Genomic DNA, 13686 nt, shown 5'->3' on the forward strand with positions numbered 1-13686 from the left:
TTCCCCACCGCACTGTCCCGTGCGTCGGCCATCCATACAGTGAACGACTATCCGATATCTCGGCGGTGCGGAACCTGACGGGCCGGCCACCGCTTCATCATGACTGCACGCGAAACCTACCTCGATGTCGCCCGCGGCGCGGGAATCATTCTCGTCGTATACGGGCATGTGCTGCGCGGCGCCGTTTCCGCCGACCTCGTGCCGGCAGGCGCGGCCGACACGGCATTCGCGTGGAACGACTACGTGATCTACACGTTCCACATGCCGGTGTTCTTCTTCCTGTCCGGCCTGCACGTCTGCAGCTCGCTGCGCCGCACGCCGCACGGCTTCCTGTGGTCGAAGATCCGGACGATCGTGTATCCGTACCTGCTGTGGTCGATCGCGCAGGGCGCCGTGCAGATTGCGATGGCGTCGCACGGCACCAATCATCCGTTTACGCTGAACGACCTGCTGGCGATCGGCTGGCGACCGTTCGCCCAGTTCTGGTTCCTGTACGCGCTGATGCTCTGCATGCTGGGCATCCGGGCGTTCGCGGCGGCCGTGCCGGATGTGGCGCGCGCACCCATGCCATCGCGGGCGCGCGGCTGGCTCGCCGGATGCGCGATGCTCGGGCTGGCGCTCGGCGCGGCGACGCAGTGGGGCATCCTGTCGATCACGCTGATGAATGCACCGTTCTTCGTGGCGGGTGTGCTTGCGTCGCAGGCATTGCCCCGGTGGCTCGCGCGCCATAGCGGGCCGACCGCATGCGCCGCCACGGCAACGGCGTTCGTCGCCGCGGTCGTGTTCGCTCACGGCTTCGGTAGCGCGACGAGCATCTGGGCGCTTCCCGCCGCGTTCTCGGGCATCGCGCTGGCGCTGCAACTCGCGCACCGGTATGCGTCACAGCCCGCACGCGCGGGATGGCTGGCGGCGATCGGTTGCGCATCGATGCCGATCTACCTGACCCACATCTTTGCGATGGCGGCCGTACGGATCGTGCTGATGCGCGCCGGCGTCACCGATCTGGCAGTCCACCTCGTGCTCGGCACGCTGGCCGGTGTCGCGATCCCGGTCGCCGTCTATCTGGTCGCATTGCGGACAGGGTTCGCGCATATTGCCGGCTTTCCGTCATGGCCGGGACGCGATACGGCGGTACGAACGCGTACCGCTTGAGCTTCGGCATCATCGTCTGGCCCGGACGTTGCGCGCTTGGTCTGATGACGCACCGAAGCCGATCGGCGCCCCTGATCTAATCAACGTCGAAGCGTCGCCGCTTTCGTCGGCCTCGCGGACGGGCCATGCAGTCGGCCGCCGACATGTGCGGTTCAACGCGCGCGAAAACCTGCCAGGGAAACGATACGCCATGCATGAATTGCAACGTCTGTCGCGCGGCGTGATCGCCGCGATGTGCATCGCGGGCGGGCTGTCGTGGTCGGAACCCGCGGTATCCGCGACCGCCGCGGGCGAACCGGCCGTGCTTCATGCGGCCGTACCGGACGCATACGTGCGTCCGGATCGCGCCGCGGCCGATCAGGGCGACGCGTTGCAGCGCGCGCTCGATGCGTTGCGCCCGGGGCAGCGGCTCGTATTCGCACCGGGGCGCTATGTCGTCGGCCGCTCGCTCGTCGTACGGCAGGCGCGTGTGGTGCTGTCGGGATTCGGCGCGACGCTGATCGCCACGGCGCCGAACGATCAGACGATCGAGCTGCGCGGCGACGGTACGACGCTCGTCGGGTTCCGGCTTATGGGAACCGGCACGACGCGCCTGACGACGCCGGAGTCGACGAAGGTCGAGGTAACCGGGCGAGACGTGCAGGTGCTCGACAACGTCGTCGACGGCGGCGCGGGTGCCGGCATCTTCGTATTCGGCGGTGCGGATGTCGCGATCGTCGGCAACGAGGTGCTGTCGACGCTGGCGGACGGCATCCACATGACGCACGGCTCGCGCAACGTGCTGGTACAGGGCAACGTCGTGCGCGGCACCGGCGACGACATGATCGCCGTGGTGAGTTACCAGGCGGAGGGCGTGCTGACCCGCAACGTGATGATTACCGGCAACTCGCTGGAAGGCAACCCGTGGGGGCGTGGCATCACCGTCGTCGGCGGTGCGGACGTGACGATTTCGAACAACATCGTGCGCAACGTGCAGGTCAGCGCCGGGATTCTCGTCGCGCAGGAGGACAGCAACCGCACAGCCGGCTCGTCCGACGTCCGGATCGAGCGCAACGTGATTGCCGATATCCAGACTGCGACAGGGCGGACCGATTCGCGCCCGCTCACGCAGCAAGCGGCGATCGAGGTCAGCACGTGGTCCGGTTCGGTGTCGCGGGTGACCGTGATCGGCAATCGCGTGTCGAATGCGAGATTCGACGGCATTCGGTTGTGGGGCAACGTGTCGGACATACGGCTGGCGGACAATCGGCTGTCCGGGATCGGCGGCTTGCCGGTGCGGGTCGGACCTGAACCGGAGTGCTCGGCCGGCGCGCCCGCGGACCCTTCCGCGAACGATCGGTCGAGGAGCGTTCCGTGTGCGCGCGCCCGCCAGTCTGCGCCGGGTGCGCCCGACGCGCTCGGCGCCGATACGTCGCTGCTGCCGCGCGTGCGTGAATCCGTCAGACGGCCGCGCTGGTCGCAGCGCGGCACGGATTAGGGTGAACAGGCCCTGATCGAGCGGTGCGCGGCACGCGCGCCGACGCGATTCGCACGCACTTGTCGCACGGCGTCGCGTTCCCCAGCATTCTCCGGTCAGCCCGGTTCGCCGGCGGAGAGCGGTACGACCGGCGTCGGCTGCGCGGACGTCGTCCCCGAGCGCGGCGGAGCGGCGCCGACGATTGCCCGCCCGTACTGATCATCGAACCGCACGATATCGTCTTCGCCGAGATAGTCGCCCGATTGCACTTCGATGATTTCGAGCGGAATCCGGCCGGGATTCTCGAGTCGATGCACTTCACCGACGGCGATGTACGTCGATTCGTTCTCGCACAGCAGGAACGTCTCGGCGCCGCGCGTCACCTTCGCGGTGCCGCGCACGACGATCCAGTGCTCGGCGCGGTGATAGTGCATCTGCAGCGACAGCCGCCTGCCGGGTTCGACGACGATCCGCTTCACCTGGAAGCGCGCGCCGAAATCGATCGAATCGTAATGGCCCCACGGCCGCTGCACCTTGCGGTGCTCGCTCGCCTGCGGGCGCCGGTCGGTCTTCAGGCGGGCGACGACGTTTTTCACGCGCTGCACGTCGTGCTTGTTCGCCACGAGCACGGCATCGGCCGTCTCGATCACGACGACGTCCTTCATCCCGACGCACGCGATCAGGCGGCCTTCCGAGCGTACGAAGCTGTCCTGCGTGTCCTCGAACACGATCGGGCCGCGCGCGACGTTGCCGTGATCGTCCTTCGGCATGATTTCCCAGATCGCGTCCCACGTGCCGACGTCCGACCAGCCCGCCGCGAGCGGCACCACGATGCCTTCGATGCCGAGCTCGCGGTGTTCCGCGAGGCGCTCCATCACCGCATAGTCGATCGAATCCGACGGGCACGCGTCGAAGGCCGCCGCATCGATCCGGAAAAACGGATCGTCCGCGACGCCGGCGCGCCACGCGCTTTCGCAAGCGGCGTGGATGTCCGGCGCGAGCGCGCCGATCGCCTTCAGCCAGACCGATGCGCGCGTGACGAAGATCCCGCTGTTCCACCAGTAGTCGCCCGATTGCAGGTAGCGCTCGGCGAGCGTCGCATCGGGTTTTTCGACGAAACGCCCGATCGCGTAGCCGCCTTCGCTGCCATGGCGGCCCGCGCGCGGCTCGCCCACCTGGATGTAGCCGTAGCCCGTTTCGGCACGGCGCGGCAGCACGCCGAGCGTGACGATCGCGCCTTCCTGCGCATAGCGTGCCGCGCGGGCGATCGCGTCCTGGAATGCGCCGACATCGACGATCACGTGGTCGGCCGGCATCACGGCGAGCACGGGATCGTCCACGAGCGCGCTCGCGTCGAGCGCGGCAAGCGTCAGCGCGGGCGCGGTGTTGCGCGCGGCCGGCTCCAGCAGGATGCGGGCGGGCGCCGACCGGCCTTGCACCTGCTCGGCGCTCATGAAGCGATGCTGTTCGCCGCATACGAGCAGCAGCGTGTCGCCGAGCGACGCGTTCGCGATACCGTTCAGGCGGCGTGCCGTCGCCGACAGTGGCGATTCGTCCGAAACCAGCTCGATCAGCTGCTTCGGATACTGTTCGCGCGACAACGGCCACAGCCGCGTGCCGGAGCCGCCGGCGAGAATCACCGGCAGGATGCTCGGCAGATCGGGTTCGGGAACCTGGCGAAGGGTGGGGGTCATCGGTTCGCTCCGGTATCGACGGGCAGCCGGGTGCGAGCGCGGCCGTCGGCGCGCGCGTCGTCGTTGCGCGAGACGGAGACGGCCCGCGACAGCAGGTAACGCAGCGCGCCGGCCGCACGGTCGGCCGACCGTACCAGGCCGACGAACGGCGCACCCTGTTCGAGATACGGGCCGTAGGCCTTGCGGAATCCGAACTGTTTGTAGAACGCCTGACGTGGCGCCGGGACGTGCGTGCGCACGGCGGTGTCCGGCCATGCGGCCTGCGCGGCGGTGAGCGCGCGTCCGATCAGGCGTTCGAGCGTGTCGTCGTCCCGACAGCTTTCGCTCGTCAGCACCTTGTCGATCACGACGTCCGGATCGATGTCGTCGCCGGGCAGGATACGCGCGTAGGCCACGACTTCCGTGGCGTCGCCGTTGCGCATGCTCGCATAGACGTGCAGCGCGCCGGCGTCCTTGCCGTCGATGTCGAGATGCGTGTGCGCGTCCTCGACCACCAGCACGGCGTTGCGCGCGCGCAGGATTGCATAGAGATCGACGGCGCTCAGATGTTCGAATTCACAACAATGCCATTCCATGATGCTGTCCTCGCGTGATGCCTTCGGCACGCCGCACCCTACGGACGCGATCGATCCGTGCGGCGCGGCGATCTTCATCATCCGGATGCGCGATGTGGCGGTCTGTTCGAAAGCGCACTCACGCTCCGGATTCGCAGGCGCGGCGCGGGATACGAGGCGACGCGCGCGTCGCGGGAGCGTCGCAATGTGCGGTAGCACACACCGTCGGCGCCGGTGCTTTTTCATAATTGATTCATCGTGGCGGCCGGCAATGAAGCGCGGCCGGCCGACATCGCACGCAAACGACGCGCTGCGCGTGCGGGGCCGGGAATGGCGGCGATCGTTCGCGGCGGCGTGGTCGCATGCGGCCGAGTCGGGCCGGGCACGGGGCGCAGTCGATCGCGTGGTGCCGACCGGGGATGCGATCTCGCCGCGTCCCGTCGAAATCCCGCGCGCCCGCGCGGCGTGCACGCCTGAGCCGGTACGCTGCCGGTCGCGCGTTTGCACCGCCGTGGTGATCTTCCGGCGTGCCGGCTTCCGGTCCAGACGTGCGGGTTGGCGGGTCGCGATGGCCATCGTGCTGCACTGCACGACGCGCGTGCCGGCGTCCTGAAATCCAGGCCGCCCGGGGCGAATGCGCCGAAAAGGCCCGCGCGGCGGGATGCCGGTGATTACGGCGTGTAACGACCAGGCGGCCGGCACACCGGCGCAACGCGATGCGGTTACGCGGCGGCCGGCGCGATTATGCGGTCCGTGGAGCACGGTTCCACGTACTTTGGGGAGATTTCGGCGGAAATCGCCGGTAATCGACAGGATCAATATTGCGGAAAAGTAGTATTTGCCACTGATTGACGGCAATGGTCGTAGATAATCAAATCTCGGTGGTCAAACGCGCATGGCGCGCAACCCGGGGCAGCGTAACCGCCTGATTCAGGTTTATCTTTTGGTAACAAGGTCAACTCGAAACGGGGTGTAAATTCAGGTGCGGATGAAATGGGGCGGCCAATCCGGCGACGGTTTGGCGGCCGTCCGGTTCCGCGGCGGGCGCGACTGTCGCGTACGACGCGCCGTACATGCGGACGGGGTCTCCGTTTGCCGACGTGCCCCGCCTGACGGCGGGTCGCTTCAAAGCCGGAATGTCATGGCTCCCGAAGCCGCGCATTCCGTTCGAGTTCGATGACAACGAGGCCGGATGACATTCGGCTCGACCTCCGGGGGTGTTCGCCGTGTGCAGTTTCGATCTTCGCCAACGCTGCGCAAGCGCAGCGCGGAAAGGCGGCCATGCGCCGCCGGTCGCAGCGCACGCGAACGGTTCGCGGAGTGCGGAAAGTGACGGTTCGTTATGAATATGCCAATAACGCGCGATAAGAGCGCCGGCGTGGGGAGCGGTAACGGGCAGCGTCCGCTGATTTACTGGACGCAGTCGCCGTCCGTGATGCTGCGAAAGGAATTGTCGCGCCGCGACTGGAAAGTGACGGTGGTCGCGCATGCGAACGAACTGCGCGACACGTCGGGCGAAATTACCTGCGGCATTCTCGACCTGAGCGGCGGCCACGCCGATGCGATCGGCAGCATCGCGTCGACCTGCGCGTCGATGCGCGACGTCGTCTGGGTGGCGCTCGTGGACGTCGGCCAGACCGCGTCGCCGAACGTGCGCGCGCTGTTGCGCGACTACTGCTTCGACTATGTCACGTTGCCGGCGTCGCACCAGCGGATCGCCGATACGGTCGGCCATGCGTACGGCATGGAATGCCTGTTCGCGCGCGATCGCGAACAGCTCGAATCGGAGGAAAAGGGCATCGTCGGCACCTGCAGCGCGATGCTGCGGCTGTTCGACACGGTGCGGCGTTTCGCGCGCACCGACGCACCGGTGTTCGTGTTCGGCGAAACCGGCACCGGCAAGGAACTCACGGCCGTCGCGATCCATCGTCATTCGGAGCGGCGCAACGGCCCGTTCGTCGCGGTCAACTGCGGTGCGATTCCGCCGCATCTGCTGCAATCGGAGCTGTTCGGCTATGAGCGCGGCGCGTTTACCGGCGCGAACGCGCGCAAGATCGGCTACGTCGAAGCCGCGAACGGCGGCACGCTGCTGCTCGACGAGATCGGCGATCTGCCGCACGAGAGCCAGGCAAGCCTGCTGCGGTTTCTGCAGGAGCGTTCGATTCATCGTCTCGGCGGCAGCGATCCGGTGCCGGTCGATGTCAGGATCGTGTCGGCGACGCACGTCGATCTGCGCGATGCGATGGAGGAAGGGCGTTTTCGCGCCGACCTGTTCCACCGGCTGTGCGTGATGCGCATCGACCAGCCGCCGCTGCGCGCGCGCGGCAAGGACATCGAGCTGCTCGCGCATCACATGCTCGAGCGCTTTCGCGGCGATGCGCGCCATCGTGTGCGTGGGTTCTCGACGGATGCGATCACGGCGCTTTACAAGCACGACTGGCCGGGCAATGTCCGCGAACTGATCAACCGCGTGCGCCGTGCGGTCGTGATGACGGAGGGGCGCCTGATCACCGCGCAGGACCTCGAGCTCGAATACTGCCTCGATGCGGCGTCGCCGTCGGTCGCCGACATCCGCAAGTCGATCGAGCGCGAGGCGATCGAAACCGCGTTGCTGCGGACGCGCGGGCGCGTCGCGGCTTCCGCGCGCGAGCTCGGCGTGTCGCGCGCGACGCTGTATCGCTGGATGGAGGCGTACGGCATCGAGCGACCGCGCGGGACGGGCTCGTCCGACTGATACGGGAAGCATGACGCTCGCGGCGGCCGCGAGCGTCGCGTCATCCGGCCGGCGTGGCCCGCACGGCGCGCGCGGCGTTGACGGCCCGGATTTCCACCGCAGGCGGTGCGTTATCGTCGGCCGCCGCAGGCTTCCCGTCGATTCTCGACGGAATGAGCGCGATGCGCGCCGGCGTGCCGGGCGCGAGATGGAACCAGTCGTCGCTCGGCATGAAGCCCGGCGCGTCGATCTGCACGTGGCGAGCGACGTGTCGCGTGTCGATGTCGACGTGCCAGGTCTCGCCGGTGCGCGACACGCACGCCTCGATCCCGGGTTCGCGGCGCGCCAGCACGGCCGGATGCGTGCGGGACGGGAAATGGAACGCCTGCGACAGCGGCGTGCCGTCGTCGGCGCGCAGCGTGGCGACCACCGTATCGTGTTCGCACGGGCCGAAGCGGTACGCGTAGGTCCAATCGAAGAAGCGGCCGAGCAGTTCGGCCGAGCCGAGCCGCACCGTGTCGTGCGCGGCGATCCGCACCGCGCAGCCGGCCCGCGCGACCGGCGTGCGGCCGTCGCGCAGCGCGACCAGCTCGATCGCGGCCGACAGCGGTGCCGGGAGCTCGTTGACCACATGCACGTCGAGCCCGTTCAGCCCTTCGTCGACGAGCAGCACCTGGACCGGCTGCAGTACCTGGCGCAGCGCATACCATGCCGATTTCGGCCGGTGCGCGGCGTCGATCACGCCCCATCCGGCGCCCGGCATCACGTCCTGGAGTTGCCACACGAGCGCGCCGGCGCACCGCGAACCGGTGCGTCGCCACTCGGAAAACGTCTCGCGCATCACGTCCGCGATCACGGCGCGCGACAGCTCGACATAGCGCGCCGGATCCTCGCGCCGCAGCCGGTCGGGCGCGACGTCGTACAGCGTCTGCAGATAGTGGTCGCGGATATCGTCGAAATCCCACGACGTGCCGGGGTCGCGCGGCACGGCCGCCTTCCAGCGCGGTTCGTGCACGCCGGGCCAGCCGAGTTCGGCGAGCGTCGCATCGCATGGCACGTTCGCGAATGCGAGGCATTCGCTCGCGAAGCGCACGTCCGCGCGGCGCGCGTCGTCGAGCGGGCGCAGATACGCGCCGACGCCGTAGTAGTGCGACACGCGCTCGCGCGGCGTGAACGGCAGCACGCCGCCGTCGGGCGAATCGGGCACGTACGGGACGTCGGGGCGGTGCGCGGCCGCGTGAGCGGCCAGCCGGTCGGCCGTCAGTTCGAGAAAGCGCTGCTTCGGCCCGAGCCCCGACATCGCGGCCTGTTGCGCGATCTCGCTGCCGCCGCACAGCACCGCAAGCGACGGCGAAGCGCCGTGACGCGAGAGGAACTGGCTCGCTTCGCGGTCGACGTTGGCCGCGAACGCGGGGTCGTCGAGCGCGTAATCGAAGTTCGCGAAGCCGAAGTCCTGCCAGACCAGCAGCCCGAGCCGGTCGCACCATGCGTGGAAGGCGTCGGCCTCGTAGGCCATCGTGCCGCCTACCCGGATCATGTTGAAGCCAGCGTCGCGCGCGAGCCCGAGCAGGCGGCCGTAGGTCGCGTCGTCCGCGTGCAGCGCGAGCGGCGCGGCGCTGCTCCAGCATGCGCCGCGCGCGAATACGGGCACGCCGTTGACGCGCAGCCCGAAACCCTTGCCGTCCGCGCCGGAATCGACGTCGATCGTGCGGAAACCCGTCGAGCCGAGCGGCCGGCGCGCATCGCCGATATGCAGCGCGATCTCGTAGAGCGCCGGCTCGCCGTGCGTATGCGGCCACCAGCGACGCACGTTCGGTACCGGAACGCTTGCGCGCAGTTGGGCGGCGCCGGCACGTTCGAGCGTCGCGTGATGGTCGCCGCACGACAGCCGCGCCGCGAACGTGTCGGGCAGCGCCACGGCGAACGTGAGTTCCGCGTCGAGCCAGCCCGTGTCGCCCTCGACGCGTGCCTGCAGTGTGCAATCGGCCAGAACGGGCCCGTCGGCCGGATCGAGCACGTCGACGGGCCGCCACGGGCCGGTGGGCACATACGGCGGGAACCAGCCCGGCATGTGCCCGAACAGCGACGTGCGGATCGTGCGCAGCGCGGCCGGCTCGGCGAGCCGCGTGCGCCAGCGCGCACGGCGCGGCGCGCGCGCGTCGCGCAGGTGCGGCGCGAGGGCGCGGAAACAGACGGTCAGCCGGTGCGTGCCGTCGAGCGACACGGGCACGTCGTGCGCGACGAACATGCTGTCCGAGCTGTGGATCGGCGTGTCGTCGAGCCACGCCTGTGCAAGCGTCGCGAGGCCGTGAAAGCGCAGGATGCGCGGCCCGCGCCCGCGCAGCGCGAGCCGGTACCAGTGGTCGCGCTCGTCGAGCGACGCGGCTTCGTCGAGCCGGCCGGCCAGCGCGAGCGCCTGCGCGACCGTGCCCGGCACCGGCGCCGCGATCCAGCCGCCTGGGTCGGCCGGGAGGTCGCGCGGGTGCTGCACGGCGCCCGCGGGCGTCGCCAGCATCGACCACGCGGGCAGGGGGCGCGCGCGCGTCACCGCATGGCCGACACGGGCTCCGTGTCGCAGCGCACCGGCGTCACGTGCCGCAGCGGCGCGCCGATCTGCCGCGCGCACGCGACGAGGTCGCCATACGCGGCCTCGATCGCGTCGAGCGTCGAATCGCCGCGCTCTTCCTTGCCGCGTGCGCACGCGCGCGCGAGCCGGAATTCGAGCACCATTGCTTCCGACGCGATGCGATCGCACGCGGCGCGGATTTCGGCGAACGGCCCGGTGCAGCCGCTTGCCTGCAGCCAGCGCGCGTAGTGGCCGAACAGTTCGAAATTCGCGCCGAGCTGCCGCACCGAATTGAACGAGTACGCATGGAAGCGTTCGAGCGGCGCTTCCGCGAGAATCGGTGCGTCGGTCTGCAACTGCCGGCGAAATGCCGCGACCGGATCGACGACCGGCAGGCGCCGCAGGTGGCGCTGCAACGCGGCGAGGGAGGCATCGCAGAGCGCGCGCTCGTCGAGCGGCGCAAAGCGTCGCTTCGCGCATTCGACGTACGGCGGCAGCGCCATCGGCGAACTGCCGCCGACGAGCCCGCTGTAATCGACATCCTCGGCGACGTAATAGCCGCTGTTGTGGAAATAGCCGATCTGGTGCTTCGCGCGGTCGATCGCGTCGATGCCGATCGTCGTCTTCGTGTGCTGCGTGCGGTAACTGCTGCCGCGCGTATCGGGCAGGAACCACGCATCGACCTCGACGATCATCAGGTGTCCGCGCGCGACCTGCGTCTCGATGTGCTGGTCGAGCGGCTCGTAGATCGAATGTTCCTGCACGACGATCCCGTAGAGTCGCTCCAGCTCGTCGTGCGGAAACTTGAAGAACGTGAACTGGTCGCCCTCGAAATCGAGCGCGATCGTAAACGGCAGCGCCGCGTACGGATTGAGACCCCACCACCGGAGCACCTCGAGCCACATGTCGACGTAGCAGTTGGTCTGTTTCCAGACCATCTCCTGACTGTGCAGCGGATGCGGCCGGTAGTGGCGCGCGCGATGGCGCACGCTCTCGAACGACGCGTCTTCGCCGTCGCGGGAAACGAACCTCATCGCGTACCCCACAGCACGTCGCGCACGTCGCGCGGCCACGCGTCGATATCGAAGCCGTGGTGGCGGAACAGCGCGAGCGTGAGCCGTTCGAGGCCGAAGCCGACGCAGCCCGTGTGCGCGACGTCGCCCGTCGCGGTACGGATGTCCCACAGCAGCCCGAAATGATCCATGTGGTAGTTGAAGCTCAGGCACGCGGTCTGGCGGTCGTCGTGCTCGATCGGGATCAGCAGCTCGAACTTCAGGTTCTGCTCGCGCTGGCTGTCCGCGACGATCTTGCCGCCGCGTCCGAAGAACGGGTCGTTCGCCAGATCAATCGCATTCGGCAGGCGCAGCGCTTCGATCATCCGCGTGCCGCGTTCGATCCACGTCTCGCGGAACGAGACGATCTGCTCGGGCGTGCCGATCCGCACGTACTCGCGCATCCGGAACAACTGCATGCGGGTCGGGTCGAGCGACGGTTCGTGACGGAAGCAGTACGAGAACACGTCGACGATGCGGCCGTCCGGGTGCAGCGCGCCCGCGCGCGCGACGACGGGATACACGGGGTAGCACGCGGCCGGCGTCATCACGACGTAGGTCGGCTTCTGGTTCTCGGTCCAGTCGTCGCCGCGATCGAGGCATTGCAGCACGCGCTGGTGCTGGCGCTCGTCGCCGCAGAACGCGTGCACGCTGCCCGCCAGTTGCGGGAAGCTCTTCATGTATTCGCTGCGCTCGAACTCGGTGCGGCTCATCGCCGGCGGGAAGCGCAGCACTTCGGCCTGCTGGTCGGCGCCGATGCGCGTGACGAACGCGTCGAGCGCTTCGACGACGCGCTCGAATCGCTCGCTGCGGCCGAACAGGCCCTGGATGCCGGTCGAGACCAGCAGGCCCGCGTCGATCAGCGCGTCGCGCAGCGGGTTGACGCCCGCACGGTCGAGCGGCGCGTCGGCGGGAACGGAGGCGGCGGAAGGCACGGCGAGGCGATCGTTCACGTATGTTTCTCCAGCGTCGCGGGACGCAGCGCGAGCAACAGGCTCGCAGTGTTGGCGGCAATGCGGTCGTTGCTGATCATCAGCGGCGCCGCGTGCAGGTCGCGAATGTGGCGGCCGATGCTGAACGGCGTGCCTTGCTTGTAGCCGGCCATCCCGCAGATCATCATCGCCTGATGCGCGACTTCGAGCGCGGTCGCCGACACGTAGGTCTTCAGCGTATTGATCTCGGCGGCCCAGGCCATGCCGGCCGACCACGAGCGGGCCTGCGCGTTCGCGTGGAGGCGCAGCACGTTGTCGACGCGGGCCTGCATCGCCTGCATCAGCGCCAGCGATTCGGCGATGCGCCGCGCGGCGGGCGACGGCGCGCCGTCGGTCTGGCGCGCCTGCGCGCGGAAGAACTGGTGCGCGCGATGGAACGCGTCGCCGGCCACGCCGATCCACACCGCGGCCCACAGGATGTGCGAGACGGGCACCATCGTTTCCTCGGCGATCTTCGCGAACGGCACCGGCAGGCATTGCACGGCGGCGCCCTGCGCGTCGAGCACGAAGCCGTTGCTGCACGTGCCGCGCATGCCGAGCGTGTCCCATTCGCCGCGGCGCGTGAGCGTATAGCCGTCGCGCAGCAGCGTGACGAGCACCTGCTCGGAAGCCGGCGCATCCGCATCGCGTCGCGCGGTGGCGAGAATGCCGTCCGCGTAGTCGCCGTACGAGATCGTCGGCGCGGCCTTGTGCAGCCGGAATCCGCCGCCGTCGATTTCGAGCGCGCACTGGCTCGCGCGCAGGTTGCCGCCGACGCCGTCTTCCGACGTGGCCGACGCCAGCAGCCACTGGTGACGCACGAGCTGCTGCAGGAACAGCTTGTGCCAGCCCTGGTCGGCGGCGTGGTCGACGATGCACGCGACCTGGATCTGGTGCATCGCGAACACCATCGCCGACGACGCGCAGGCCTGGCCGAGGATCGAGCAGGCCGACGCGATGTCTTCCAGCGACGCGCCCGCGCCGCCGAGATGGGTCGGCACCATCGCGCCGAGCAGGCGGCGCGCGCGCATCGCCTCGATCGCCTCGACGGGGCAGCGCGCGTCGCGATCGACCGCATCGGCATGCTGGGCGGCGATTTGCGCGACGGCATGCGCGGCCTCGTCGAGGCGATGCGAATCGCTGTCGGGCGCGAGTTCGGGAAGCAGCGCGCTCATGCGGAGTGCTCGGTGCGTTGCAGCGTGGCGATCGTGTCCGCGAGCGCGTCGATGCTGCGGAACAGGTTGCGGTTCAGCATCTCGTCGGGAATCTCGATGTTGAACTGCTTTTCGATCGCGAGCATCAACTGGATCGTATCGAGGGAGGAGAGGCCCGCTTCGTAGAGGTCGTCCCCGTCGCCGATCGAATCGATCGCGGCTTCGAGATGGGCGACGTGCTTCAGGATGGTTCTGATTTCGTTTTTCACGTGCTGCTCCGGCGTGCGTGGTGTCGTCCGCTCGGGCGAACGCGCGATATGCGCTGACATCCCCCCGGCAGTCCGGCATCAGTAGACCACTGGCAGACACGGCGT

At 68.8% G+C, this 13686-nt stretch carries 10 protein-coding genes; 3 read left to right on the plus strand and 7 right to left on the minus strand.

Features of this window, described 5'->3' with window-relative positions:
* The first annotated feature begins 99 nt into the window (after nucleotides 1–99).
* Complete coding sequence (locus KPB06_RS27530) at nucleotides 100–1152, plus strand: acyltransferase family protein (RefSeq protein ID WP_099317369.1); 1053 nt, start codon at nucleotides 100–102, stop codon at nucleotides 1150–1152.
* Nucleotides 1153–1342: 190 nt separating this feature from the next.
* The gene (locus KPB06_RS27535) at nucleotides 1343–2629 is read left to right on the plus strand and encodes a right-handed parallel beta-helix repeat-containing protein (protein WP_099317370.1); all 1287 of its coding nucleotides are present in this window, start codon (nucleotides 1343–1345) and stop codon (nucleotides 2627–2629) included.
* A gap of 95 nt (nucleotides 2630–2724) precedes the next feature.
* Here KPB06_RS27535 and KPB06_RS27540 read toward each other — a convergent pair whose 3' ends face one another.
* Both KPB06_RS27540 and KPB06_RS27545 read right to left on the minus strand, forming a co-directional pair.
* Nucleotides 2725–4302, minus strand: coding sequence for a mannose-1-phosphate guanylyltransferase/mannose-6-phosphate isomerase (locus KPB06_RS27540; RefSeq protein WP_099317371.1), 1578 nt, complete (start codon nucleotides 4300–4302; stop codon nucleotides 2725–2727).
* Complete coding sequence (locus tag KPB06_RS27545) at nucleotides 4299–4877, minus strand: GNAT family protein (RefSeq protein WP_060311721.1); 579 nt, start codon at nucleotides 4875–4877, stop codon at nucleotides 4299–4301. Before KPB06_RS27545 ends, KPB06_RS27540 begins: the two co-directional genes overlap by 4 nt.
* Before the next feature lie 1321 nt (nucleotides 4878–6198).
* Here KPB06_RS27545 and KPB06_RS27550 point away from each other — a divergent pair.
* Nucleotides 6199–7590, plus strand: a complete 1392-nt coding sequence (locus tag KPB06_RS27550; protein WP_059574633.1) for a sigma-54 dependent transcriptional regulator — start codon at nucleotides 6199–6201, stop codon at nucleotides 7588–7590.
* 40 nt (nucleotides 7591–7630) lie between these two features.
* Here the strand turns inward: KPB06_RS27550 and KPB06_RS27555 are convergent, their stop codons facing one another.
* From KPB06_RS27555 to KPB06_RS27575, 5 genes are read right to left on the minus strand one after another with little or no spacing between them, the layout of a single operon-like run.
* Entirely contained in the window at nucleotides 7631–10084 is a 2454-nt protein-coding gene (locus KPB06_RS27555) for a glycoside hydrolase family 2 protein (RefSeq protein ID WP_257220593.1), read from the minus strand.
* A gap of 29 nt (nucleotides 10085–10113) precedes the next feature.
* On the minus strand, nucleotides 10114–11169 hold the full coding sequence (locus tag KPB06_RS27560) for a DUF1839 family protein (protein WP_099317898.1): 1056 nt from the start codon (nucleotides 11167–11169) through the stop codon (nucleotides 10114–10116).
* Complete coding sequence (locus tag KPB06_RS27565; protein ID WP_059574628.1) at nucleotides 11166–12140, minus strand: amino acid--[acyl-carrier-protein] ligase; 975 nt, start codon at nucleotides 12138–12140, stop codon at nucleotides 11166–11168. The genes KPB06_RS27560 and KPB06_RS27565 overlap by 4 nt, the downstream gene beginning before the upstream one ends.
* A complete protein-coding gene (locus KPB06_RS27570; protein WP_059639359.1) occupies nucleotides 12137–13333 on the minus strand; it encodes an acyl-CoA dehydrogenase family protein in 1197 nt (398 codons plus the stop codon). The genes KPB06_RS27565 and KPB06_RS27570 overlap by 4 nt, the downstream gene beginning before the upstream one ends.
* Nucleotides 13330–13581 (minus strand): acyl carrier protein, encoded by a 252-nt coding sequence (locus tag KPB06_RS27575; protein ID WP_006490451.1) that lies wholly within the window; start codon nucleotides 13579–13581, stop codon nucleotides 13330–13332. Before KPB06_RS27575 ends, KPB06_RS27570 begins: the two co-directional genes overlap by 4 nt.
* Between the last annotated feature and the right edge of the window lie 105 nt (nucleotides 13582–13686).

The organism is Burkholderia semiarida (assembly GCF_029268935.1).
GTDB lineage: Bacteria > Pseudomonadota > Gammaproteobacteria > Burkholderiales > Burkholderiaceae > Burkholderia > Burkholderia semiarida.

What these genes read in the sequence shown, in the direction of transcription:
- KPB06_RS27530 (WP_099317369.1), top strand. Translation starts at nt 100, where the DNA reads ATGACTGCACGCGAAACCTACCTCGATGTCGCCCGCGGCGCGGGAATC.
- KPB06_RS27535 (WP_099317370.1), top strand. Translation starts at nt 1,343, where the DNA reads ATGCATGAATTGCAACGTCTGTCGCGCGGCGTGATCGCCGCGATGTGC.
- KPB06_RS27540 (WP_099317371.1), bottom strand. Translation starts at nt 4,302, where the DNA reads ATGACCCCCACCCTTCGCCAGGTTCCCGAACCCGATCTGCCGAGCATC.
- KPB06_RS27545 (WP_060311721.1), bottom strand. Translation starts at nt 4,877, where the DNA reads ATGGAATGGCATTGTTGTGAATTCGAACATCTGAGCGCCGTCGATCTC.
- KPB06_RS27550 (WP_059574633.1), top strand. Translation starts at nt 6,199, where the DNA reads ATGAATATGCCAATAACGCGCGATAAGAGCGCCGGCGTGGGGAGCGGT.
- KPB06_RS27555 (WP_257220593.1), bottom strand. Translation starts at nt 10,084, where the DNA reads ATGCTGGCGACGCCCGCGGGCGCCGTGCAGCACCCGCGCGACCTCCCG.
- KPB06_RS27560 (WP_099317898.1), bottom strand. Translation starts at nt 11,169, where the DNA reads ATGAGGTTCGTTTCCCGCGACGGCGAAGACGCGTCGTTCGAGAGCGTG.
- KPB06_RS27570 (WP_059639359.1), bottom strand. Translation starts at nt 13,333, where the DNA reads ATGAGCGCGCTGCTTCCCGAACTCGCGCCCGACAGCGATTCGCATCGC.